This window comes from Sphingomonas sp. TREG-RG-20F-R18-01 (genome assembly GCF_022662475.1).
Taxonomy (GTDB): Bacteria; Pseudomonadota; Alphaproteobacteria; order Sphingomonadales; family Sphingomonadaceae; genus Sphingomonas.
Genome location: NZ_JAKNQQ010000001.1, coordinates 437,685 through 460,534, shown reverse-complemented (window position 1 = coordinate 460,534; position 22,850 = coordinate 437,685). Strand labels below are relative to the sequence as shown.

The window sequence follows — 22,850 nt, the reverse complement described above, 5'->3', positions numbered from 1 at the left end:
TCCGCGCTTCGGCGCGTCTTCAGCGAACCGCGATCAGCGTGGGTGCATCGGCGACGAACCGGTCGAGCACGCCATCGGCGATCTTGATCGGGCCGTCGAACCGTGTCGCGCCCGGGATCGTCTGTATGCCGGCGGCTTCCGCGGCGATCCGCCTGGCATCGGCGAAATACCGCGCGGCAGCGCGATTGCCGTGGTCGGCGGCATCGAGCCCCGCCGCCGTCAGTTGCAGCGCGCGCCCCCAGCGTTGCAGCGCATCCAGCCACGGTCGGGCCTGTTCGGCAAAGGCGGGATCGACCGTTCCCGATCGGATGACGTCGGACGCATCCGCCAGCGCGTCGGCCTGACGCGAGAGGTCCGTGATGGCCGCCCGGCGCGCCGACGCGTCGCCGTTCGCGATCGTATCGCGCACCGCATCCAGCGCCGCCTTCAGGCGCGGCGCTTGCGGCTGCCACGGCTGGCTGCCGAAGGTCGGTGCCATGTGCTGCGTATCGAAGAAGGTCAGCAGCGCGGCTTCCGCCCGGGCATCGCCCCCGGCAAGGGCGCGCGCCGAGAACTGCCACGTCCGCTCCGGGTCGTAGTCCGTGTCGTTCCAGCCGAACGCGACCACGCCCGTCACCGCGACTCGGCTCGGTGCCTCCTGGTTCATCGGGTTGGACAGGATGCCGGTTAGTTCCGCCGACAGCCCGGCCTCGCGCCGCGCATAGGGCGCGAGCAGCAGGCGGCCGGTCGTCTGGGCATAATCGTTGACCGGATAATTGTCCCACAAAAGCGTCTTGCGCCCGAACGCCTTGGTCGCGGTGCGCGCATCGGGGATCGAGATGGCGGGCGGGACGACGTCGGTTCCGGTCCATTGCACGACGACCCGGGGGTCGAGATGCTTGCGCAACGCCGCCTTGTAGGGGGTTTCCTTGGCGTCGTAATATTCGGTCGGCACCATGATCAGCGGATGCGAGGCCGGGTCGGTCGCGACGAGGTTGGCCTGCACCGCATTCAGCAGTTTCGCCTGCGCGACGCCGGCGGCGTCCGCCCCGGACGGCCCGAATGCGGCCTTGTCGCGATCGCAATTCCATTTGGTATATTCGATATCGTCGAGCGCGACGTAGAAGCGGTGGACGCCGATTCCGCGCAGCGCGGCGAACTTGCGCTCGAGCGCCTGCGCATCGGCGGGATCGGAGAAGCAGACCGATGGCCCCGGCGAAACGGCATAGACGAAGTCGACATGGTTGCGGCGCGCGGTCGCCACCAACGTGCCGAGCGACGCGAGGGTCGCGGCGGGATAGGCCTCGCGCCAGCGATCGCGCGCGAACGGGTCGTCCTTCGGACTGTAGACGTAGGTGTTCGCCTTGACGGTCGCGAGGAAGTCGAGATGCTGCGTGCGATCCGCCATCGACCAGGGCTTGCCGTAGAAGCCCTCGATCGTTCCGCGGATCGGCATCGCCGGGTGATCCTGGATCACCAGCGCGGGAAGGGTCGGGCGGCGCACCAACTGGCGCAGGGTCTGGACCGCATGGAACAGTCCGTCCGCGTCATGCCCCGCCAGCGTGATGATCCCGCCGCCATTTCCGGCCGCGCTGGTGATCGTATAGCCCTCGTCATGGCCGTCGAGCACCGTGTTGCTGCGGCCAAGCGCCGCGCGCACGACCGCCGCCTTGCCCGTGCCGAGGATGACATAGGTGCGGTCGAGCCGCGCCGGGACGCGCCTGGCGGTCGCGACCGTTTCCACGCCGGCCGATTCGAGGATCTGTCGAACGGCGGCGATCGTCTCCGGGCCGGTGCCGTCGGCCACGACCAGCCCGACGGACGTGCCGAGCGTGACGGTGCCCGTGCCGAGCGCGATCGACACCGGGGCGGGGAAGATTGCGGGGAGCGTCGCCGGTTCGGCCGAAGCGGCGAAGGGGAGGGCGCAGGTCCATCCGGCGAGGGCCGCCAACAGCGCAGGAACGGTGCGGAACTCGCCGGCACGTCGCATCATCCATGTCCTTCGGTATTATTGTGGTATTACGTTGAGGACTAAGGTGCCGCGCGTGCGGCGGCAACCCCCACGCATGCTTTGCCCCGCGTTGCGCGCAGGATGGACCCAAACTAGGTCCAATTCCTCCGTCCGTGCCGTCGGCCGTCGTGGCCCATGGCGCGGGCATCAGAGCGAGGGTGGACGGAACGGCCCCGGCCGGACGGCAACGACATGGCGTGCCACGCTCGCGCGCCGCTCAAAAACGCGTGACGATTGATGGCGGCGGTATTAGCCCCATATAAAGGAAGAACGCGCTTTGAATGGCGCGACCCGGAGTATCCATGACGCAAGCCTCTGCCTCGCATTCCTATCCCGTCCTGCCGCTGCGGGACATAGTCGTATTCCCGAGCATGATCGTTCCGCTGTTCGTCGGACGGGACAAGTCGGTAGCGGCGCTCGAAGCGGCGATGGCCGGCGACAAGGAAATTTTCCTCGTTGCGCAGCTTGACCCGGCGCAGGACGATCCCGCGCGGGATGATCTGTACGACATCGGCGTCACCGCCACCGTGCTGCAGCTGCTCAAGCTGCCCGATGGAACGGTGCGCGTGCTGGTCGAGGGCAAGCGGCGCGCGTCGCTGTCCGAGCTGACCGAGGTCGAAGGCTTCCTGTCGGCAACGGTCGACATGCTCGAAGCCGACGACGAACCGGAGGAGCCGGTCGTGGCGAACACCGAGGTGTCGGCACTGATGCGCTCGGTCGTCGACCAGTTCGAGAATTATGCCAAGCTCAACCGCAAGCTGCCCGCCGAGACCGCGGTGCAGCTCGGCGAGATCGAGGACGCGAGCAAGCTCGCCGATGCGGTCGCCGCGAACATCCAGGTCAAGGTTTCGGACAAGCAGGCGCTGCTGGTCGAGCGTGACCCGGCGAAGCGGCTCGAGATGGTGTTCGCCTTCATGGAGGGCGAGCTCGGCGTCCTGCAGGTCGAGAAGAAGATCAAGTCGCGGGTCAAGCGCCAGATGGAGAAGACTCAGCGCGAATATTACCTCAACGAGCAGTTGAAGGCGATCCAGCGCGAGCTCGGCAACGAGGGCGAGGAAGGCGAGGGCGACGAGATCGCCGAGCTGACCCAGAAGATCGCGACGCTCAAGCTGTCGAAGGAAGCGCGGACCAAGGCGACGGCGGAGCTCAAGAAGCTCAAGACGATGGCGCCGATGTCGGCGGAAGCCACGGTGGTGCGCAATTACCTCGACGTGCTGCTCGGCCTGCCGTGGGGCAAGAAGTCGAAGATCCGCAAGGACATTTCGGCGGCGCAGGCGGTGCTCGACGAGGACCATTATGCGCTCGAGAAGGTCAAGGACCGGATCATCGAATATCTCGCGGTGCAGGCGCGCACCAACAAGCTGAAGGGGCCGATCCTGTGCCTCGTCGGGCCTCCCGGCGTCGGCAAGACCTCGCTCGGCAAGTCGATCGCCAAGGCGACCGGCCGCGAGTTCATCCGTCAGTCGCTGGGCGGCGTGCGGGACGAAGCCGAGATCCGCGGGCATCGCCGCACCTACATCGGCTCGCTGCCGGGCAAGATCGTCACCAATCTCAAGAAGGCCGGCACCAGCAACCCGCTGTTCCTGCTCGACGAGATCGACAAGCTCGGCCAGGATTTCCGAGGCGATCCGGCATCGGCGCTGCTCGAGGTGCTCGATCCCGAACAGAATGCCAAGTTCCAGGACCACTATCTCGAGATCGACGTCGACCTGTCGGACATCATGTTCGTGACGACGGCCAACTCGCTCAACCTGCCCCAGGCGTTGCTCGACCGCATGGAGATCATCCGGCTGGAGGGCTATACCGAGGACGAGAAGGTCGAGATCGCCGAGCGGCACCTGATCGCCAAGCAGATCGAGGCCCACGGCCTGAAAGCGGGCGAGTTCACGCTGACCACCGAGGGCCTGCGCGCGCTGATCCAATATTACACGCGCGAGGCGGGCGTGCGCACGCTGGAGCGAGAGATCGCCAAGCTCGCGCGCAAGGCATTGCGCCGGATCCTGGAGAACAAGGACACCGCGATCACGATCACGGCGGACAACCTCTCCGACTTCGCGGGCGTGAAGAAGTATCGCCATGGCCTCGGCGAAGAGGAAAACCAGATTGGCGCGGTCACTGGCCTGGCGTGGACCGAGGTCGGCGGCGAGTTGCTGACGATCGAAAGCGTGACGGTACCCGGTCGCGGTGTCGCCAAGATCACGGGCAAGCTCGGCGACGTGATGAAGGAGTCGATCGAAACCGCGTTCAGCTTCATCAAGGCGCGCTCGCCGTCCTACGGGATCAAGCCGAGCGTGTTCGCGCGCAAGGACGTCCACATCCATCTGCCCGAGGGCGCGGTACCCAAGGATGGTCCTTCGGCTGGCATCGGGATCGTCACCGCGATCGTCTCGACGCTGACCGGCGTGCCGGTCCGTCGTGACATCGCGATGACCGGCGAAGTGACCCTGCGTGGCCGGGTGCTGCCGATCGGGGGCCTGAAGGAGAAGCTGCTGGCGGCGCTGCGCGGCGGCATCACCACGGTGCTGATCCCGCAAGAGAATGAAAAGGACTTGGCAGAGATACCTGCCAATATCCTGAATGGTTTGAAGATCATTCCGGTGTCCCACGTCGATGAAGTCTTGCGTTTGGCGTTGACCGGTCCGCTCGAGGCAATCGAATGGAGCGAAGCGGATGATCTCGCGGCGCAGCCTCCGGCCGGGGTTGCAGCGGTTGGCGGCGAAGTGCATCATTGATGCCTTCGCTGTCATGAATGGCCGGTTTGCCATGCCGGCCATCCGCGTTTCTTGCTTTTTGTTTTGACAGCCCCCCCCATACCCGCCTTACTGCGCCACCGGCTTTGTGGCTGGGAATCAATTTTCTTTTTGTAACGGGGGTTTGGTGGCGATGAACAAACAAGAATTGATCGCAACGGTGGCCGACACGTCGGGGCTGACCAAAGGGGATGCAAGCAAGGCCGTCGAAGCCGTGTTCGATGCCGTGTCGGCAGCGCTCAAGGCGGGGGACGAAGTACGGCTGGTCGGGTTCGGGACGTTCTCGGTCAGCAAGCGCAAGGCATCCACCGGTCGCAACCCGCGGACCGGCGAACCGATGACGATCAAGGCTTCATCGCAGCCGAAGTTCAAGGCCGGCAAGGGCCTGAAGGACTCAGTCAACTAAGTTCCCGTCTTTTTCCCGCAGCAACGCTTGCAAAGCGCGCGCCGCCGGGATTAAAGACGCAGCAACGGGGCGGCGTCGAGCCGCCCCCTTCCGTTTTGCCGATCGCGCTGCGCGATGCCGGCAGCGGGCGCGTAGCTCAGTGGTAGAGCACACCCTTCACACGGGTGGGGTCGCAGGTTCAATCCCTGCCGCGCCCACCACTTCCAGGAACCCGCGATACCCATCGGGTGTTGCGGGTTCCTTCGTATCGTGGCGTCGTCGAGCGCAAGAGTCCGGGCCGGACCGGAGCGGTGCCGGGTCAGCGCCAGGGGCGCTCGCGAAACCATTTGGTGATGACATATTTGGTCCCCGCGCGGACCTTCATCCCATGGTGCAGCGTCGCGGGGTTCAGCGTCCCGTCCGCGCGACGGTTGTTCCATGCGAGCAGCTTGCCGGTTTCGGGCTGGACGATCTTGTCGATCGCCTTGAACCGCGTCGCGCCGCCTGCTTCGGGTTCGTTGAGATAGATCATCACGGTCCAGGTGCGGTTGCCGGCGATCCCGCAGTATCGCGGATAGTCCACGCCATCGGGTTCGAAATAGTCGGTATGCGCCTTGAATTCCTGGCCGACGGCATAGCGCTGCCCCTGAATCGGCTCTCCGTAGACGGGGTCGAGCCCGGTCAGCGTGACGATCCGGGCGTTGAGATCGATCGTCAGCGGGTCGAGCGGATCGAGGTCGCCCGTCTCGCTCGTCCGGAAACTTGCGTCGCCATTGGTATCGGACAGGGTCGACGGCCGCCGCGTCGCATCCACCGCGCCGCACAGTGCAGCGCAGGTCGCCGCATCAAGGAAGCCGCGCCGGATGAACAGCGTCAGCTTCGGGCTGGGCACCCGCTGGATGCCGGCCTGGGTTACCAAATGCGCAACCATTGCGTCCGCGGGCATCCCCGATCCGTAGTTGCGCGCATCTGTCATGCGGCGTTCCTGCCAAATTCGTCGGGTGTTTTCCAGCCTGCGTCCATGCCATATGAGGTTCACAGCGATGACGCCGGTCTGTAACACTCGCCGCCTAGCAGGGCCTTGATCGGGGAAGATGTCCGCATGCGGTTGGTTTTGGATGCGCGGGCGCGGGCGATGCTGCGACGCCTTCCCGTTACGACAGTCTATACCGGGCTGGAGCTCGCCTTGATCGCCGTGCTCGCGGTCCAGTCGGCGCGTCTGGTCTATGCGGTGATCACGCCGGTCGGCCCGGTCGGCGTCTGGCGCCCGGAGCAGGGAACCATCCCCGGATCGGCCCAGGCGATCCTGCGCGGGTTCGATCCGTTCTTCCGCACCAGTGGTGGGGACGCGGCAGCACCATCGGCGGTGACGACCTTGCAGCTCACGCTGTACGGCACGCGAATCGACGAGGCGCAGGGCGGTGGATCGGCGATCATCGCCGGGCCCGACGGCGTGCAGCAGAGCATCGGCGTGGGCCAGGAAATCTCCCCGGGCGTGACGCTCAAGTCGGTGGCCTTCGACCATGTCACGATCGAGCGGGGCGGACGATCGGAGGATCTGTTCCTGACCCAGGCCGAGCAGGCCCCGGCCCCCACGATTGCCCCGCCGGGCGCGCCGCTGATGGGGGGCGGCACGGTGCCACAGCGTGGCGCATCTCCGCCACCACCCCCGTCCCCGCAGCCGGGCCCGCAGGGCATCACTGCCGCACAGTTGCGTAGCGACATCGGCTTCATCCCGCGGATCGACGGGGGCAAGGTCAGTGGGCTGACGGTCCGGTCGCAAGGCTCGGGCGCGGCGTTCCGTGCGGCGGGGTTGCGCGACGGCGACATCGTGACGCAAGTCGGCGGCCGTCCGGTCAGCGGGCAGGGCGATATCGATCGGCTCGGCCCGCAGCTTGCCCGTGGCGGCACCATTTCCCTGTCGGTCGAGCGCGGCGGACAGGTCGTTCCCCTTAGCCTTACGATTGCGGGTCAATGAACAGACTGATTCTCCGACCCGTCCTGGCCTCGGCGCTGGCGCTCGCAAGCGCTGGTGCGGCGAGCGCGCAACAGACGATGAACGTGCGCGATGCCGACATTCGCGCGTTCATCGCGGATGCCGCCCGCGTGACCGGGCGCACCTTCATCATCGATGCCCGCGTCCAGGGGAAGGTGACCGTCGTTACGGATCACCCGGTCAGCAAGTCGCAATATTTCGAGATTTTCCTGTCCACGCTGCGCGCCAACGGACTGGTCGCGGTGCCGACCACCAACGGCAGCTTCCGGATCCAGCCGCTCGACAGCGCGGCGTCGCAGCCGAGCCGGGTCGGCTCGCGCGGGGCGGCGAGCAACAGCTTCGTCACCGAGATCGTGCGGCTGCGCTCGGTCGACGCGCAGTCGGCGGTCGATACGGTGCGCGGGCTTGTCTCGCCGCAGGGCACGGTGACGGCGAACCGGGGTGGCAACAGCCTGGTGATCGTCGATTTCGCCGACAACGTGCGGCGCGTACGCGAAGTGTTGCGGCGGATCGATACCAACACCGCGACGACGCGGATCGTCGCGCTCAAGAACGCGGGCGCGCGGGAGATCGCGGCCGCGCTGCAATCGCTGGCGGGGCAGGGCGGGGGCGGCAGCAGCGGGGGCGGCGCCGGCAGCGGCGCGCCCGGGGCGAGCGCGCCCAGCGCCAACGGCACCAGTGTCGTCGCGGTGCAAAGCTCCAACTCGGTCGCGATCAGCGGCGACGCGACCACGGTCGCGCGGCTCGCGGGGGTCGCGGAAGATCTCGACCGGCGCGCCAAGAACGGTACCGAAATCAAGGTGCTGTTCCTCGAGAACGCCGATGCCGAGCAGTTGCTGCCGGTGTTGCAGCAGCTCGTCGGGCAGACGCCGTCGCCGATCACCAACCAGCAGCTGTCGCAGTCGAACTTCGGCAACAACACGCAGACCGGCAGCAACGGCAACAATTCGGTCCAGCGGCAGGCAAATACCCCCGCGGTCCAGCAGGATACGGGCGGGTCGGGCAATACTCCCAGCCAGGCCGCGATCACCGCGCAGGGCGGGCGCACCGCCGCGGTCGTCACGCGCTTCGTCGGTGCGAACGCGATCGTCATCGCTGCCCCGGCCGAGGTGCAACGCCAGCTGTCCGAAGTCGTGCGGCAGCTCGACACGCGGCGCGAGCAGGTGCTGGTCGAGGCGATCGTCGCCGAAGTGTCCGACCAGGTCGCGAGCCAGCTCGGCGCGCAGTTCGCGATCGCCAACCTGAAGGGCGGCGTCTTCGCGGCGTCGAGCTTCCAGAATACCGCGCCGAGCCTCCTGACGATCGCGGGCGCGGTCGCGGCGCGGCAGCTCAACACCACCACCACGACGATCAACGGATCGACCGTCACCACCAGCACCAACAGCACGACCAGCGACACGCTCGCGCAATCCGCGCTGTCCTCGATCCTGGGCGCGAGCGGCGGGTTCGGCGGCTTCACCGGCAAGATCGGCGACACGATCTTCGCGTCGATCATCAATGCGGTGAAGAGCGACACGACGTCGAACCTGTTGCAGGTCCCGCATCTCGTGATGCTTGACAATCAGGAGGCGCACAGCCTGGTCGGGCAGGAAATTCCGATCACCACGGGCAAGGCGCTGTCGACCAATTTCGACAATGCGTTCCAGACGACGCAGCGCGAGAATGTCGGGATCGAGCTGACGGTCCGCCCGCAGGTCAATTCGAGCGGGACGGTCAAGCTCAACCTGCGGCTCGAGGTCAGCTCGATCGCGGGGCCGGTGTCGAGCAGCAACAGCGATCTCATCCTCAACAAGCGCGAGGTCGAGACGGTCCGCACCGTCGACGACGGCGACATCGCGGTGATCAGCGGGTTGCTCGACGACAACGAGCGCCGCACGATCGAGAAGATCCCGCTGCTGGGCGACATCCCGGGGCTGGGCAACCTGTTCCGCTCGAAGGCGAAATCGCGGACCAAGACCAATTTGATGATCTTCATCCGCCCGACGATCCTGCGCACGGCGGAGGACAGCCGTAGGCTGACCGAGCAACGCTATGGGTACCTCCGGCTCCAGCAGGGGTTGCAGGATTCGCAGGCGGAGCCGTCGATCGACCAGCTGGTGCGCGACTATCTGGGGGCGGCCCCGCCGATCCCGAGCGCGCCGGTGCTGGGCAACATCGACGACCCGCGGATCGCGGTGCCGGTGCAGCGGAATACGACGACGATCATTCGCAGGCGGGACAAGTGATGGGTGGCACAGTTCCTCTAAGCCCCTCCCCTTCAGGGGAGGGGTTGGGGGTGGGGGGTGTCTCACCGAGCGTCAGCATTGCTGGACTTCCCCACCCCAACCCCCCCCCTGAAGGGGAGGGGCTTATTATGCCCGACGTAACCATCCCCTACGCCTTCGCACGCCGGTTCGGCGTCGTCCTCGCCCCCGGCACCGACAGCCACTTCGCGGTCGCGATGCGCGAAGGCGCGGACCCCAAGGTGCTGCTCGAACTCCGCCGCCACCTCGCGCGCCCGTTCGACGTCGGCTTCGTCACCCCGACCGAATTCGACCGCCTGCTCTCCGAAGCCTATGCGATGGACGGCCAGGCCGCCGCGATGGCAGCCGGAACGCTCGGCCTCGGCGACGAACTCGACGTGCTCGCGAGCGACCTGCCGACTGCGGACGACCTACTCGACACCGCCGACGATGCGCCCGCGATCCGGTTGATCAACGGCATCATCGCGGATGCCGCACGCAACGGCGTGTCGGACATTCACGTCGAACCCTATGAGACCGGCCTTGTCGTGCGGATGCGGATCGACGGCGTGCTGCGCGAGACGCTCAGAATGCCGCCGCATGTCGCCCCCGTCGTCGTCAGCCGCATCAAGGTGATGGCCCGACTCGACATTGCCGAGCGGCGCGTGCCGCAGGATGGGCGCATCGGTCTGACGCTGGGCGGCAAGCTGCTCGATGTGCGTGTCTCAACGCTGCCGAGCCGCGCGGGTGAGCGGGTCGTGCTGCGTATCCTCGACAAGGAGAATGCCGGGATCACGCTCGACGTGCTCGGGATGACGCCCGCGATCAACCAGTTGCTCAAGGAAGCGATCACCGAGCCGAACGGGATCATCCTCGTCACCGGGCCGACCGGCTCGGGCAAGACGACGACACTCTATGCCTCGATGCGGCTGCTCAACGACGGCAGTCGCAACATCCTGACGGTCGAGGATCCGGTCGAATATGCGATGGACGGCGTCGGGCAGACACAGGTCAACGCCAAGGTCGGGCTGACCTTCGCGGCGGGGCTGCGCGCGATCCTGCGGCAGGATCCCGATGTCGTGATGGTCGGCGAAATCCGCGACCGCGAGACCGCCGAGATCGCGGTGCAAGCGTCGCTGACCGGGCATCTCGTGCTGTCGACGGTCCACACCAACGACGCGGTCGGCGCGATCACGCGGATGCGCGACATGAAGGTCGAGCCGTTCCTGCTCGCCTCCACGCTCCGCGCTGTGATCGCGCAGCGACTGGTGCGGCGCTTGTGCGAGCATTGCCGGCGGCCGGTGCAGGCGACGGGGTCGGTGTCGGCGCTGCTCGGGTTCGATGCGGGGGCGATCGTCTATGAGGCGGTCGGGTGCGAGCAGTGCCAGGGGACGGGGTATAAGGGCCGGATCGGCGTCTATGAGGCGATCCGGATCGACGATACCGTGCGCCGGCTGATCAACGACGGCGGGGATGAATCGATCATCGCGCGCCATGCCTTTTTGCACGCGCCGAATCTGGGGAGTGCGGCGCGCGCGCTGGTGCGCGACGGGATGACCACGCCCGAGGAAGCGGTGCGGATTTCGCGGCGGGATATGGCGGATGCGGAAGCGCCGATGCCCTTGCCGGAGGTGGCGGGTGAATAGCGCCGGGGTGGGGGCTATACAGCCCGTCACCCCGGCGAAGGCCGGGGCCGTCATGGTACTTTGCGATGCGGGTGCTCCGAACGTGGCGGCCCCGGCCTGCGCCGGGGTGACGGTGGGAGGGCGGGGTGCCTGACTTCGATTATCTCGCGATCGACACCAAGGGGCGCGAGGCGCGCGGGCAGGTTGCTGCGCCGTCGATCGAGGATGCGCGCGTATTGCTCGACCGGCGCAAGCTTTACGTGGTCAAGGTCGAACCCGGCTCGGGCCGAGCCGCCGCCGCCGCCGCCCGCGGCAAGCCGCTGTTCTCCGACTTCCGGCTCGGCAGCCGCAAGATGAGCACCAAGCAGCTCACCCTGTTCACGCGCCAGCTCGCGACGCTCAACCGGGTATCGCCGCTCGAACAGTCGCTCCGCACGATCTCGCGCCAGACCGAGCAGGAGCATGTCCGCGCGATCGTCGATTCGGTCCATGCGGGCGTCACCGAGGGCCGCCGCCTCCACGAGGCGATGGCGCGCGAGGGCAAAAGCTTCCCCGCGCTGTACCGCGCGATGGTGTCGGCGGGCGAAACGTCGGGGTCGTTGCCCGTCATCCTCGAACGACTTTCGGTGCTGCTCGAACGCCAAGCCGAGATCAACGGGCAGATCATCACTACGCTCGCCTATCCATCGGTGCTTGCGGTCGTCGCGATGGCGGTGGTCACCGCGCTGATGGTGTTCGTCGTGCCGCAGGTGGTCGAGCAATTCGATACGGTCGGGCAGCAACTCCCGCTGCTGACGCGGATCGTGATGGGCGTCTCGAACTTCATGGTCAGTTACTGGTGGGCGTTGATGCTCGCGATCGTGCTCGGCGGGATCGGGTTCTGGCGCGCGCTCAAGAACCCGGCGGTCAAGCTGCGCTTCGATACGTGGATCCTGCGCGTGCCGCTGATCGGGCGGCTGTTTCGCGATCTGCACGCCGCGCGGATGGCGCGGACGCTCGCGACGATGGTGGCGAGCCGGTTGCCGCTTTTAGAGGGGCTCGCGCTGACCGGGGGCACGATCCGCAATCTGCGGCTGAAGGCGGCATCGGACGAGATCGTCGAGGCGATCCGCGGCGGCGGGAGCCTGTCGGCGGCGATGCGGCGGACGGGGGTGTTTCCGCCGCTGCTGACCTATCTCGCGGCGAGCGGTGAGACTGCTGGGCAGCTCGACGACATGCTCGAGCGCGCGGCGGATTATCTCGAACGCGAATTCGACCGGTTCACGACGACCGCCTTGTCGCTGCTCGAACCGATCATCATCGTCCTGATGGGGGGCGTGGTCGCGACGATCGTGCTATCCATCCTGTTGCCGATCCTGCAGCTCAACACGCTTGCCGGACAATGAGGTTTGTTATGACGGATATGCCTGCCACCCCCGCCCTCAATCGCCGCGTTCGCGCGTCGGAACAAGGGTTTACGCTGATCGAGCTGATGGTCGTGATCGTCATCCTCGGGCTGCTCGCCGCGATCGTGACGTACAATGTCCTGCCGCTGGGCGACAAGGGCAAGATCACCAAGGCAAAGGCCGACATCGCGCAGATCGAGGGCGCGCTCGACCTCTACAAGCTCCAGAACGACGCTTATCCCTCGACCACGGACGGGTTGCAGGCGCTGGTCAGCGCACCCGCCGATGCGGACGCGAGCAAGTATCAGCGGGGCGGCTACATCAAGAAGCTCCCGCTCGATCCGTGGGGCAAGCCGTATCTCTACGCCGCCCCCGGCCAGCATGGCGAGGCGGACGTCTGGACGCTCGGCGCGGACAAGAAGGAAGGCGGCGAAGGCGTCAATGCCGATCTCGGTAGCTGGCAGTAACCGCTTCGGCGGCGCGCAGGGGTTCACCCTGATCGAGCTGATGATCGTGATCACGATCATCGGGCTGGCGAGCGCCGTGGTGGTGCTCGCGCTCCCCGATCCGCGCGGCCGGCTGCGCGACGAGGGGGCGCAATTCGCGGCGCGCGCGCGGGCGGCGCATGATCTGGCGGTTGTCACCGCGCGGCCGGTGAGCGTGTGGGTGTCGGCGGGCGGCTATGGCTTCGACGCGCGGCGTGACGGTGCATGGGTCGCGATGAGCGAGAAGCCGCTGCGCGTGACGCGCTGGAGCAAGGGGACCGAGGCGGTTCCCGCCAGCGGCGGACGCGACCGGATCCTGTTCGATTCGACCGGGAGCGCGGATCGGCCGATGGACGTGGTGCTCCACCGGTCGACGGAGAACCTGACGGTGCGGATCGGCAATGACGGGCGGGTCAAGATCGGTGCGTGACCGCCGCCGCCTCGGGGATCGCGGCTTCACGCTGATCGAGATGATGGTCGCGCTCGCGGTGTTCAGCCTGGCCGCGCTGGCGCTGATCCGGCTCGAAGGGGCGACGATCCGGGGGGCGACGACGCTGGATACCACGCTGACGGCGCAGATCGTCGCGCGCAACGTCGCCTATACCGCGATGACCGATGGCCGCGCGCCGACGATCGGCGCGGCGAGCGGGATCGAGCAGAATGGGGGGCGGGCATGGGCGTGGACCCGGGTGGTGCAGCCGACCGGCGACTCGCGGATCCTGCGGATCGACGTGACGGTGGTGGACCCGAGCGGGCGCAAGGCGGGGCATCTGACGGTGGTGCGCGACGGAGCGACGCGGTCGTGAGGGTTTTTCGTGTGCACGCCGCCGTTGCGCTTCCTCCCACTGCGCTTCCCCGACGAAGGCCGGCGCCCAGGAGCGGGGCGGGCATGGCGGGGGATGCACGCAGTTACCTCGACCTTTCCCACTGGGCCCCGGCCTTCGCGAGACATCTGCGAAAGTCGCCCGATCCCGCTACCGTCACCCCGGCGAAGGCCGGGGCCGTGTGGTTATCCGGGCGCGGCGAGACGGCTGGGTGCGGTATCACCGGTTTTGCCCCCTTACATGGCGGCCCCGGCCTGCGCCGGGGTGACGGGAAGGGGCAACAACGCGACTTTCGCCGAGGTCTTGCCTTCGCCGGGGAGAGAGAAGGGGATCGGGGAGCGCGTACCAGTGCGGAATCCGGCTTCACCCTCATCGAGGTGATGATCTCGCTCCTCATCTTCGGGCTGCTCTCGGCGGCGGGCGTGGCGTTGCTGTCCTTCTCGGTCCGCGCGCAGGGGGCGACCGCGGCGAAGCTCGACGACGTTTCCGCGATGAACCAGCTCGAATCGATCATGACCGCGGATTTCGCGCAGGCGCTCGATCGCCCGGTGCGCGATGAAAACGGCAACGGCACCCCGGCGTTCGTCGGCGGATCGGGCCCGACCGCGGTGCCGATGCTGCGTTTCGTGCGCGGCGGATGGAGCAACCTCGACGGCATGCCGCGCGCGGACGTGCAGAAGGTCGAATATGCGGTGATCGACGGCGCGCTCGCGCGCGTCGCCTATCCGATGCTCGACGGCGCGCAGCCGCTGCCCGCCACGCCGATCGTCCCCCGCGTCAAGCAGGTCGCGCTGCGCTATCGCATCAAAGGCGCGTGGAGCGATCGCTGGACCGGCGCGCCGCAGACGCCGTTGCCCGATGCGGTCGAGCTCCGCATCCTGCGCACCGGCGGGATCGAGACGCGCGAGCTGTTCCTCGTCGGCACGGGCTATGGGAAGCGAGCCGATGCGCGGACCAGCTGAACCCGGCGGCAAGGGGGAACGCGGCGCGGCGCTGCTGACCGTGCTGCTGCTCGTCGCGGTGATCGCGGTGCTGGCGGGGACCGCGCTCGAAAAACTGCGGCTCGCGACCCGGGTCGGCGGGAATGCGGTCGCGCTCGACCAGGCGCGCGCCTATTCGCTCGCGGCGGAGACGCTCGCAGTGGTCAAGGTCACCGACCTGCTGCAGAAAAGCCAGAACCGCGTGACGCTGCAAGGCAATTGGAGCGATACGCCGTTCGCGCTGCCGATCCCGAACGGCAGCGCCACCGCGCGCGTGACCGACGGCGGCAATTGCTTCAACCTCAACAGCCTCGTCGTCCAGACGGCGCCCGGAGCAGGAAATTACGCCGCCTATACGACCGCACGCCTGATCTTCGCGCGGCTGATCCGGCTGGTCGACCCGGGCGCCCGTTCCCCCGATGCGATCGCGGCAGCCGCGAGCGACTGGATCGACAGCGACAACGCCCCGCTCGACGGCGGCGCGGAGGACACGGCTTACGGCGGCGGGCGGCAGGGCTATCGCACCGCCAACACACTGATGAGCGACCCGAGCGAACTGCGCGCGGTCGCGGGCGTGACGCGGACCGATTACGAGAAGCTTCGCCCCTGGCTGTGCACGCTGCCCCGGGCCGAGGTGTCGAAGATCAACGTCAACACACTCCTCCCCGAACAGGCGCCGCTGCTGGCGATGCTGCTCCCCAATACGCTTTCGGTCGAGGGCGCACGGCAGATCCTGCTGCGCCGCCCGCCACAGGGGTTCCCGACCGCGCAGGGCTTCTGGTCGCAGGCGGCGGTAGCGGGTGGTCCGGGCGATGCGATCGGACAGACCGACATCACCACCAAATGGTTCACGCTCAAGGTCGATGTGACGCTGGGCGGGGCCGTTCTCGAACAATCGGGGCTGATCGACGCGTCGGCCCTTCCCGCGCGGCTCGTCTCGCGGCAATGGGGCGAGCGACCATGACCGATACGCTCGTCCTCTTCCTGCCCGCGCATGACCGGCCCTGGCGCTGGCTCCGGATCGCGGGCGATGGGGTGGCGGAGCGCGGCGAGGGCTTTCCCGATCTCGCCGCGGACGACGAGCGCGCGCATGTCGCAGTGGTACCCGCCGATGCGGTGACGTTGCACTGGGCCGACCTCCCCGACCGCTCGGTCGCGCAATCGGTGACCGCGGCGCGCCTGCTCGCGGCCGATGCGAGCGCCGCGCCGGTCGGTGCCCTGCATGTCGCGGTCGGGCGCGAGGGGAATGCGCTCGAACGCCCGATCGGCGTGGTGGCCGCCGGGCAGATGCAGGGCTGGCTCGACACGCTTGCGGCGAACGGGGTCGATCCCGACGCGATGCTGCCCGCGCCGATGCTGCTCCCGCGGCCCGAGACGGGCTATGTCCGCGCTGATCTCGGCGGGGCAGGCGTCGTGCGCGGCGCGACCAGCGGCTTTGCCGACGAGGCGCGGCTGACCGAACTGGTGACTGGCGGCATCGCCCCCGAGGTACTGCCGCGCGACGTGGTCGAGGCGGCGATTTGCGCGGCGGTGGCGGCACCCGCTCTGGACCTTCGGCAGGGCATGTTCGCGCGGCGGACCCGGATTGGGATCGACTGGGCGCTCGTCCGGCGACTCGGGTGGCTGAGCGCGGCGATCCTCGGCGTGACCGTGCTGATCACGCTCGTGCTATTGATCAAATATTCGACCGCGGCGGACGAGCTGGAGCGGCGCAACGACCTGCTCGCGCGTATCGGGCTCGCGCGCGGCGAAGCGGTGAGCGATGCCGACCGCCAGCTCGATGCGCGGCTCGAGCGGCTGCGCGGCGGCGGGCAGGGGTTCACGCGGACCACCGCGGCGGTGTTCGCGGCGGTGCAGGCGACGCCGGGGACCGAGCTGCGCACGCTGGCGTTCGATTCGCTCGGCGCACTACGCGTGACCGTCGGGTTGCAGAACGAGGGCCAGATCCTCGACCTGCGCCGCCGGATCGATGCGGCCGGGTTCGAGGCGTCGACCCAGGGCCAACTCGTGTCCACCGGCGGCCGCCTGTCCGGGGAATTGCTGGTGAAGCCGAAATGACCGAACGCCTGCTCCTCTGGTACCGCGCGCGCACGCAACGCGAGCAACGGCTCGTGCTCGCGGGCGGGGTGATCGCGGTGCTCGCCATCGCATATCTGCTGATCGTCCCGCTCAACGATGCCCTCGAATCGGAGCGTGGACGGCACGCCACCGACGTGATCGCGCTGGGCGATACACAGGTGCGGGTCGATGCGGTCAAGGCGGCGCAGGCCGAGCGAATCGCCCCGCTCGATGGACCGCTCGAAACGCTGATCCGCACCCGCGCGAACGACGCGGGCTTCGCGCTCGCCGCCGTGACGCCGCAGGGCGGGGACCGGGTCGCGATCGCGATCGCGTCCGCGCGGCCGGGGGCGCTGACCGCGTGGGTGGCGGATCTCGAGGCGGCGGGCGTGCTGGTCGAACAGCTCGCCACCACCGACAATGGCGATCGCACCGTGGCGGTCCAGATGACGCTCCGGGCGCGCGGGCAATGACGCGGTTTCGGCTCAGGACCGGCCCGGCCGCGCTGTTCGGCGCCGTGTTCGTGGTTGCGCTGATCGTGCTGTTGCCGTTGCGACTGGTGCTCGGGTGGTTCGATCTCGACTCGACGCGAATCGCCGCGCGGGAAGCGACCGGCAGCGTCTGGTTCGGCAGCGTCCGCGAGGCGCAGGTCGGGTCGATCGCGCTCGGGGATCTCGGCGCATCGCTGTCGCCCTGGCCGCTGGCGCTCGGTCGCGCGCGAATCGGCATTACCGGCCAGCCCGCTGCCGACGCACCCGTGGCGACCCGCACGATTCGTGGCGCTGTGACCGTATCGCGCCACGCAACCGGCATCGACGACATGACCGCGAGCCTGCCGGCCGGCGACATCTTCGCGCCAGTGCCGGTGACGGGGCTCGATCTCGATGCGGTCAGCGTGCGCTTCCGCGACGGCAATTGCGACAAGGCGGAGGGCCGGGTGAAGGCCGTCCTGAGCGGCGATCTCGGCGGCGTCGCGCTGGGGCAGGGGCTTTCGGGCAATGCGCGCTGCGACGCGGGCGCACTGCTGCTCCCGCTGGCGAGCCAGGCGGGGACCGAGCATGTCGACCTGCGCCTGTGGCAGAATGGGCGGTTCGTCGCCGTGCTGCTGGTCCACCCGAGCGATCCGACCGCAGCGCAGAAACTCGAGCTCGCCGGCTTCCGACCCACCACGAAAGGGCATATGCTGACGGTGGACGGTAAATTATGACAAGAGCATTCTTGACGGTGGGGTCCCGCTCCCGCTAGGAGCGCCCACTCTGCGGCGATCGTAGTTCAATTGGTTAGAGCGTCGGCTTGTGATGCCGGATGTTGCGGGTTCAAGTCCCGTCGGTCGCCCCATTCTTTCTAGCAGCCAGGAATTCGCTTTGACCACCGGCTGGGGCTTCCCCGATTTCGACGACCACGAAGGCGTCCATCTCTTCACCGATCCGGCGAGCGGTTTGCGCGCGGTAATCGCGGTCCACTCGACCGCGCTCGGACCGGCAGCGGGCGGAGTCCGGTTCTGGCATTACGCCGACCATGACCGCGCCATCACCGATGCGCTGCGGCTGTCGCGCGGGATGAGCTTCAAGAACGCGATGGCCGACTTGCCGATGGGCGGGGGCAAGGGCGTGGTCCTCGCGGCCAACCCTGGCGACATCATCACCCAGGCTCAGCTCGAGGCGTTCGGGCGCGCGGTCGAGTCGCTCGGCGGGCGCTACGTGACGGCGGAAGACGTCGGCATGTCCGAAGCGAGCATGAAGACGATCGCGACCATGACCAAGCACGTCTCCGGTCTGCCGGTTGCCGCCGGCAGCGCGGGGGGTGATCCGGGGCCATATACCGCGATGGGCGTGTATCTCGGCGTCAAGGCGGCCGCCAAGCGCGGGCTCGGCGCGGACGACATGCGCGGCGTGCACGTCGCGATCCAGGGTGTCGGCAGCGTCGGCGGCGGTCTCGCCCGGTTGCTTGCCAAGGATGGCGCGAAGCTGACGCTCGCCGACGTCAACGCCGACCGCGCGAAGGCGCTGGCGGAGGAGCTCGGTGGCGAGACGGTCGCGGCGGACGCGATCCTGTCGACCAAGGCGGACATCGTCAGCCCGAACGCCTTGGGCGCGATCCTGACGCCGCAGTCGATCGACGCGCTGCAGACCAAGATCATCGCGGGTGGCGCGAACAACCAGCTGGCAACGCACGCCGAGGGCGCGACCCTGCAGGAGCGTGGCATTCTCTACGCCCCGGATTACGTGATCAATGCCGGCGGGATCATCAACGTCGGGCTCGAATATCTCGGGCAGGGCGATCAGGCCGAAGTCGAGAAGCGCATCACGCGGATCCCGGAGCGGCTGGTCGCGATCTGGGACGAAAGTGATCGGTCGGGCGCACCGGCGTCGGATGTCGCGGATGCGATGGCGCGGAAGCTGATCGGGCGCGGGTAACGCACTTTCCTTTTCCTGCTTCCCCGGCGAAGGCCGGGGCCCAGTAGCGAGACGGTAATCTTTCCTGGCGTTGCGCTTCGTTGCAGCGACCTTCGCTCCTGGGCCCCGGCCTTCGCCGGGGAAGGCGTTCAAAAGTTGGGGTTCACTTCAAACACGCGATGATCGCGCGCACCGCGGTCATCGTATCCTCGACATCGCGGACCGCGATCGTGTCCATTCCCGCTGCGCGTACGGCGTCGTCGTTGCCGCCGGGATAGATCGCATCCCCCAGGAACAGCATGTCCTCGGTCGCGATGCGCGAAGCCTGGGCCAGTTTGCGCATCGCATAGGCCTTGTCGATGTCCTTGTGCGTGATGTCGAGCGAGGTCGATCCGCCGATATTGACCGACAGGTCGGGCAAAGCCTTGCGCAGGATCGCCTGCATCGCCTTGCGCTTGGCGAAATCCGGGTCCCACGCCTTCTTGGCATCGAGCGGCGCTTCCTGTCCGAGGCCGGAGAAGGTGATCTGGCTGCCGCGATCCTCGACGCGCGCGCCCCAGATCTTCTCGTCGCCGAAGCCCGCCTCCTGCGTTGCGGTGTCCAGCGCGTTCAGGATATGGTCGCGTTCCTCCGGGGCGAAGATCTCGGCGTAGATCGGGGTCCATGCCTCGCCCTCGAAGCGGTACAGCTTGGTGCCGGTGGTCGGCATGATGAACAGGCGGTCGCGCTTCGTGCCCTGGGGTAGCGCCGCCACGACCTGCGTCTCGAACTGCGGCCAGTCGCCGCCCGAGATGACCGCGACGCGCGTAACCTCCAGCAACTGCCCGAGCAACGCGGCCATCGGCTCGCCGATCCGCTGCTTGCTCTCGGCAAGCGTGCCGTCGAGGTCGAACGCGATGAGTTTCTTCATGACAGGATCCTGGCTGGAGACGGGAGGGGAGAACGCGCGAGAATTGCTTGCGGTTGCCCGCTGCGCGGTTCGCGCGCATGGTCATGCCTATGACCAACGGGATGGAATTGCGACCGTGAGTGGCTGGGTGATGCTCGTCGGGCTGGGGGCGGCGATCGCGCTGGGGTTGTGGGTCGCCGGGGTTGCGCGATCCCTGTGGACGATGGTCGGCGCCGCGCTGATGATCGGTGCGGCGGGCTATGCCGCGCAGGAACATGCCGGGCTGGCGGGGCATCCGGTGCAGGCGGATCGCGATGCGGTCGCGGTCTTCCCCGACATGACCGAGATGCGCGACCAGATGCTCGGCCGCTTTACCGGGGACGGGGCGTATCTCATCGCGTCGGACGCGCTGATGCGCAGCGGCAGCCGCGAGAGCGGCGCGCGCGTCGTGCTGATGGGCGCGAACCGCTATCCACGCAGCCTCACGCTCTGGACCGGGCTCGGCACCGCCATTTCGCAGCATGACGGGGGCGCGGTATCGCCGGCGGCGCGGCTCGCGTTCGAGCAGGCGATGCGGCTCGCGCCGGAGCACCCGGCACCGCCGTTCTTCGCCGGGCTTGCCTATGTCCAGGCGGGTGATTTCCGCAAGGGGAGGGCGTACTGGCTGCGCGCGCTCGCGTTGTCGCCCCGGGGCACGCCGTATCGGGAAGGGATCGCGCTGCGGCTGGCGGCGCTGGATGCGATGATCGCGCAGATGCCGACGGGGTAGGACGCCGGGGCCGGCCCCTGGTCGTGCCGCGCGCCTGCGGATCGCGCCAGACAAAAAAGGGCGCCACCGCGATGCGGTAGCGCCCTTCTTCAAGCGTCCGAGCGTCAACCCGGCGCCAACGTCCTTACTGGACGTTGTCAGCCTTGGCATCGCCGTCGGCGCGGATGTTGTCAGCCTGGTCGTGCATCGAGTCGGCCTTGTTGTCCAACACTGCCGAAGCCGTTGCGTTCGAGGTGTTCGACGCCATGTCGTCGATCATCGAAGCGTTGTTGTCGACCGCGTCAGCGACCATGTCGGCATTGTTCTCGATCGCAGCAGCTTCTGGGTTCTTGTTGCACGCGGCGAGCGAAACCAGGCCGGCGGCGACGAGAACAAGGGCGGTCTTCTTCATGCAATTGCTCCCAAGCAAATAAGGCATTTCGTGGCGGCAGGTGCCTCCGCGAAGACCGGTGGCATAACGAGTCGCTGCGGTGCGTCAATCAACAATCGGTGTTTTCGATACCATCCTGCCACCTTTCAGCCATATTTGCGACGAGCCGATGTCAGTTTTTGGCACCGATCGGCCCTATCGCCTCGGGTGCGTTTGCCACCACCGCCAGCATCGTCGCCCACGCCGCGACGTTCTGGCGCAACTGCGCGGGATCGATCAGGTCGAGCGTGTCCTCGGGCGTGTGATGGTAATCAAAGTAGCGCAAGCCCGACTGATTGAGGTCGATCCCGCCGCCGCCGAGCGCCAGCGTCGCCTCGACGTCGGTCCCGCCGTGCGCCTTGTCAGCGCCGCGCACCACGCCGATCGGCGCGAGCGCAACCGCGAGGCGATCCGCGACCGGCTTGGCGGACTCGGGCAGATTGGTTTCGAAACGCCACACCCGGTCCGCGCCGAAATCGGATTCGGCGGCGATCGTGTGCTGCTCGGTCGCATGCGCCTTGGCATAGGCGGCACCACCGAAACCGCCGGTTTCCTCGTCGCCGAACCAGACGACGCGAATCGTGCGGCGCGGGGTGCCTGCGGCCATGATGTGCTTGGCCGCCGCCGCCGTGATCGCAACGCCCGCGCCATCGTCGATCGCGCCGGTGCCGAGATCCCAGCTGTCGAGATGCCCGCCGATCAGGACGATCCCCGCCGACGGATCCGAGCCGGGGACTTCGGCGACGACGTTGCCCGAGGTGCGGTTGGGGACGACGGTCGGCGTCAGAACGAGATGGAGCGAGACGGGTTTGCCGGTCTTGAACATGCGTTCGAGATTCTCCGCATCCGCGACCGACAGCGCGGCGGCGGGGATCGGCGTGACGCCGGGCGCGAAGTTGGTGGTCCCCGCATGCGGCCCGCGGCCGTGATCGGTGCCGATCGAGCGGATCACGATTGCGGCGGCGCCCTTGGTCGCGGCGACATTCGGCCCGAGAAAGCGTGCGCTGCCTTGGCTGCCGTAGCTCGACCCGTCCTGCGTTGGCTGCATCGCGTTGGAGACGAACGCGATCTTGCCCTTCAGGCTGCCCGCAGGCGCAAGCATCAGATCGTTGAAGCTCGGGAAATAGACGACCGGCAGCGTCAGCCCCTTGGCCGGGGTCGCGCCCGAATTGCCGAGCGCGGTCAGCCGCAGCGGCTGCGGGAAGGGGGTGATGACTTCGGCGGTCTCGGTGCCGCGAACCCAGACGTTCTTGAGCTCATAGCGTTCGATCCGCACGTTCTGGAAGCCGAGCGCCTTGAGCTTGATCACCGCCCACTGCCGCGCGCGTTCCTCCGCGGGCGAGCCATCGGGGCGCGGGCCGATCTCGGTCGTTAGGCCGGAGACGATGTCATAGGCGACGTCGTCCTGCAGCGCCGTGTCGCGGATCGCGGCTACCGCAGCATCGGGGGCGACGGCCGTGGGCATGGCGCGCTGCGCCATTGCGGGAGCGGAAAGGGTGGCCAGCAACGTCGACGCGAGAAACAGCGAACGGATGGTCATGCAGGGACACTCCTTGAAGGGCTGACGTTTGCCGGGCCGACGGAGTCGGCGGCGAAGGTGCGTGCAGGAGACAAGACGCGCGCGGATCTCAGGTCCGGTTCGTGACGCCCCCCGCGTCGAGCGGCCACCGTATCCACCGGCGGCCAC

The 22,850-nt window shown here is 67.8% G+C and carries 21 protein-coding genes and 2 tRNA genes; 18 read left to right on the top strand and 5 right to left on the bottom strand.

Annotated features, from left to right (window positions below; translation table 11 throughout):
• Positions 1-19: 19 nt before the first annotated feature.
• Positions 20-1,972: a beta-N-acetylglucosaminidase domain-containing protein gene (locus tag L8K25_RS02255; protein ID WP_242137290.1), complete on the bottom strand. Its 1,953-nt coding sequence runs from the start codon at positions 1,970-1,972 to the stop codon at positions 20-22.
• Positions 1,973-2,292: 320 nt separating this feature from the next.
• Between L8K25_RS02255 and lon the strand changes: the two genes are divergently transcribed.
• The 3 genes from lon to L8K25_RS02240 all read left to right on the top strand — a co-directional run bounded on the left by lon (position 2,293) and on the right by L8K25_RS02240 (position 5,346).
• A complete protein-coding gene (gene lon / locus L8K25_RS02250) occupies positions 2,293-4,722 on the top strand; it encodes an endopeptidase La (RefSeq protein ID WP_242137289.1) in 2,430 nt (809 codons plus the stop codon).
• A 151-nt stretch (positions 4,723-4,873) separates the two neighbouring features.
• Positions 4,874-5,146, top strand: a complete 273-nt coding sequence (locus L8K25_RS02245) for an HU family DNA-binding protein (protein ID WP_010164287.1) — start codon at positions 4,874-4,876, stop codon at positions 5,144-5,146.
• Between the two features lie 125 nt (positions 5,147-5,271).
• Positions 5,272-5,346 (top strand) — tRNA-Val (locus L8K25_RS02240).
• 98 nt (positions 5,347-5,444) lie between these two features.
• Here L8K25_RS02240 and L8K25_RS02235 read toward each other — a convergent pair.
• Entirely contained in the window at positions 5,445-6,101 is a 657-nt protein-coding gene (locus L8K25_RS02235; RefSeq protein ID WP_242137288.1) for a 2OG-Fe(II) oxygenase, read from the bottom strand.
• A gap of 126 nt (positions 6,102-6,227) precedes the next feature.
• Here L8K25_RS02235 and L8K25_RS02230 point away from each other — a divergent pair, with 126 nt between their 5' ends.
• The 14 genes from L8K25_RS02230 to L8K25_RS02165 all read left to right on the top strand — a co-directional run bounded on the left by L8K25_RS02230 (position 6,228) and on the right by L8K25_RS02165 (position 19,117).
• Positions 6,228-7,103 carry a type II secretion system protein N gene (locus tag L8K25_RS02230; protein WP_242137287.1) on the top strand — a complete coding sequence of 292 codons (876 nt, stop codon included), beginning with the start codon at positions 6,228-6,230 and terminating at the stop codon, positions 7,101-7,103.
• On the top strand, positions 7,100-9,346 hold the full coding sequence (gene gspD / locus L8K25_RS02225; RefSeq protein WP_242137286.1) for a type II secretion system secretin GspD: 2,247 nt from the start codon (positions 7,100-7,102) through the stop codon (positions 9,344-9,346). The genes L8K25_RS02230 and gspD overlap by 4 nt, the downstream gene beginning before the upstream one ends.
• A gap of 128 nt (positions 9,347-9,474) precedes the next feature.
• The gene (locus L8K25_RS02220; protein ID WP_242137285.1) at positions 9,475-10,989 is read left to right on the top strand and encodes an ATPase, T2SS/T4P/T4SS family; all 1,515 of its coding nucleotides are present in this window, start codon (positions 9,475-9,477) and stop codon (positions 10,987-10,989) included.
• Between the two features lie 125 nt (positions 10,990-11,114).
• Positions 11,115-12,353, top strand: a complete 1,239-nt coding sequence (gene gspF, locus L8K25_RS02215) for a type II secretion system inner membrane protein GspF (protein ID WP_242137284.1) — start codon at positions 11,115-11,117, stop codon at positions 12,351-12,353.
• A gap of 8 nt (positions 12,354-12,361) precedes the next feature.
• A complete protein-coding gene (gene gspG, locus L8K25_RS02210; RefSeq protein ID WP_277923431.1) occupies positions 12,362-12,820 on the top strand; it encodes a type II secretion system major pseudopilin GspG in 459 nt (152 codons plus the stop codon).
• On the top strand, positions 12,795-13,268 hold the full coding sequence (locus tag L8K25_RS02205) for a GspH/FimT family pseudopilin (protein WP_242137283.1): 474 nt from the start codon (positions 12,795-12,797) through the stop codon (positions 13,266-13,268). Before gspG ends, L8K25_RS02205 begins: the two co-directional genes overlap by 26 nt.
• A complete protein-coding gene (gspI, locus tag L8K25_RS02200) occupies positions 13,261-13,644 on the top strand; it encodes a type II secretion system minor pseudopilin GspI (protein ID WP_347341135.1) in 384 nt (127 codons plus the stop codon). The genes L8K25_RS02205 and gspI overlap by 8 nt, the downstream gene beginning before the upstream one ends.
• 83 nt (positions 13,645-13,727) lie before the next feature.
• On the top strand, positions 13,728-14,624 hold the full coding sequence (gene gspJ / locus L8K25_RS22665; protein WP_277923430.1) for a type II secretion system minor pseudopilin GspJ: 897 nt from the start codon (positions 13,728-13,730) through the stop codon (positions 14,622-14,624).
• A complete protein-coding gene (gspK, locus tag L8K25_RS02190; RefSeq protein WP_242137281.1) occupies positions 14,608-15,606 on the top strand; it encodes a type II secretion system minor pseudopilin GspK in 999 nt (332 codons plus the stop codon). The genes gspJ and gspK overlap by 17 nt, the downstream gene beginning before the upstream one ends.
• Positions 15,603-16,700 (top strand): type II secretion system protein GspL, encoded by a 1,098-nt coding sequence (gene gspL, locus L8K25_RS02185; RefSeq protein ID WP_242137280.1) that lies wholly within the window; start codon positions 15,603-15,605, stop codon positions 16,698-16,700. Before gspK ends, gspL begins: the two co-directional genes overlap by 4 nt.
• Complete coding sequence (gene gspM, locus L8K25_RS02180) at positions 16,697-17,173, top strand: type II secretion system protein GspM (RefSeq protein WP_242137279.1); 477 nt, start codon at positions 16,697-16,699, stop codon at positions 17,171-17,173. Before gspL ends, gspM begins: the two co-directional genes overlap by 4 nt.
• Positions 17,170-17,907 (top strand): type II secretion system protein N, encoded by a 738-nt coding sequence (gspN, locus tag L8K25_RS02175; RefSeq protein WP_242137278.1) that lies wholly within the window; start codon positions 17,170-17,172, stop codon positions 17,905-17,907. Before gspM ends, gspN begins: the two co-directional genes overlap by 4 nt.
• Positions 17,908-17,961: 54 nt before the next feature.
• Positions 17,962-18,038, top strand: a tRNA-His gene (locus L8K25_RS02170).
• Between the two features lie 26 nt (positions 18,039-18,064).
• Positions 18,065-19,117 carry a Glu/Leu/Phe/Val dehydrogenase dimerization domain-containing protein gene (locus L8K25_RS02165; RefSeq protein ID WP_242137277.1) on the top strand — a complete coding sequence of 351 codons (1,053 nt, stop codon included), beginning with the start codon at positions 18,065-18,067 and terminating at the stop codon, positions 19,115-19,117.
• Between the two features lie 142 nt (positions 19,118-19,259).
• On the opposite strand, the gene L8K25_RS02160 is transcribed toward L8K25_RS02165, so the two are convergent.
• Positions 19,260-20,006 (bottom strand): HAD-IIB family hydrolase, encoded by a 747-nt coding sequence (locus L8K25_RS02160; RefSeq protein WP_242137276.1) that lies wholly within the window; start codon positions 20,004-20,006, stop codon positions 19,260-19,262.
• Between L8K25_RS02160 and L8K25_RS02155 the strand changes: the two genes are divergently transcribed.
• Positions 20,005-20,754, top strand: a complete 750-nt coding sequence (locus tag L8K25_RS02155; protein ID WP_242137275.1) for a hypothetical protein — start codon at positions 20,005-20,007, stop codon at positions 20,752-20,754. The two genes, L8K25_RS02160 and L8K25_RS02155, sit on opposite strands and share 2 nt — an antisense overlap.
• A gap of 124 nt (positions 20,755-20,878) precedes the next feature.
• Here L8K25_RS02155 and L8K25_RS02150 read toward each other — a convergent pair whose 3' ends face one another.
• Positions 20,879-21,145 carry a hypothetical protein gene (locus tag L8K25_RS02150; RefSeq protein WP_242137274.1) on the bottom strand — a complete coding sequence of 89 codons (267 nt, stop codon included), beginning with the start codon at positions 21,143-21,145 and terminating at the stop codon, positions 20,879-20,881.
• Between the two features lie 151 nt (positions 21,146-21,296).
• The gene (locus tag L8K25_RS02145) at positions 21,297-22,703 is read right to left on the bottom strand and encodes a M20/M25/M40 family metallo-hydrolase (protein WP_242137273.1); all 1,407 of its coding nucleotides are present in this window, start codon (positions 22,701-22,703) and stop codon (positions 21,297-21,299) included.
• Positions 22,704-22,850 lie beyond the last annotated feature (147 nt).

Coding starts and splice junctions, on each gene's coding strand:
- L8K25_RS02255 (WP_242137290.1), bottom strand. CDS start 1,972: ATGATGCGACGTGCCGGCGAGTTCCGCACCGTTCCTGCGCTGTTGGCG.
- lon (WP_242137289.1), top strand. CDS start 2,293: ATGACGCAAGCCTCTGCCTCGCATTCCTATCCCGTCCTGCCGCTGCGG.
- L8K25_RS02245 (WP_010164287.1), top strand. CDS start 4,874: ATGAACAAACAAGAATTGATCGCAACGGTGGCCGACACGTCGGGGCTG.
- L8K25_RS02235 (WP_242137288.1), bottom strand. CDS start 6,101: ATGACAGATGCGCGCAACTACGGATCGGGGATGCCCGCGGACGCAATG.
- L8K25_RS02230 (WP_242137287.1), top strand. CDS start 6,228: ATGCGGTTGGTTTTGGATGCGCGGGCGCGGGCGATGCTGCGACGCCTT.
- gspD (WP_242137286.1), top strand. CDS start 7,100: ATGAACAGACTGATTCTCCGACCCGTCCTGGCCTCGGCGCTGGCGCTC.
- L8K25_RS02220 (WP_242137285.1), top strand. CDS start 9,475: ATGCCCGACGTAACCATCCCCTACGCCTTCGCACGCCGGTTCGGCGTC.
- gspG (WP_277923431.1), top strand. CDS start 12,362: ATGACGGATATGCCTGCCACCCCCGCCCTCAATCGCCGCGTTCGCGCG.
- L8K25_RS02205 (WP_242137283.1), top strand. CDS start 12,795: ATGCCGATCTCGGTAGCTGGCAGTAACCGCTTCGGCGGCGCGCAGGGG.
- gspJ (WP_277923430.1), top strand. CDS start 13,728: ATGGCGGGGGATGCACGCAGTTACCTCGACCTTTCCCACTGGGCCCCG.
- gspK (WP_242137281.1), top strand. CDS start 14,608: ATGCGCGGACCAGCTGAACCCGGCGGCAAGGGGGAACGCGGCGCGGCG.
- gspL (WP_242137280.1), top strand. CDS start 15,603: ATGACCGATACGCTCGTCCTCTTCCTGCCCGCGCATGACCGGCCCTGG.
- gspM (WP_242137279.1), top strand. CDS start 16,697: ATGACCGAACGCCTGCTCCTCTGGTACCGCGCGCGCACGCAACGCGAG.
- gspN (WP_242137278.1), top strand. CDS start 17,170: ATGACGCGGTTTCGGCTCAGGACCGGCCCGGCCGCGCTGTTCGGCGCC.
- L8K25_RS02155 (WP_242137275.1), top strand. CDS start 20,005: ATGACAGGATCCTGGCTGGAGACGGGAGGGGAGAACGCGCGAGAATTG.
- L8K25_RS02160 (WP_242137276.1), bottom strand. CDS start 20,006: ATGAAGAAACTCATCGCGTTCGACCTCGACGGCACGCTTGCCGAGAGC.
- L8K25_RS02150 (WP_242137274.1), bottom strand. CDS start 21,145: ATGAAGAAGACCGCCCTTGTTCTCGTCGCCGCCGGCCTGGTTTCGCTC.
- L8K25_RS02145 (WP_242137273.1), bottom strand. CDS start 22,703: ATGACCATCCGTTCGCTGTTTCTCGCGTCGACGTTGCTGGCCACCCTT.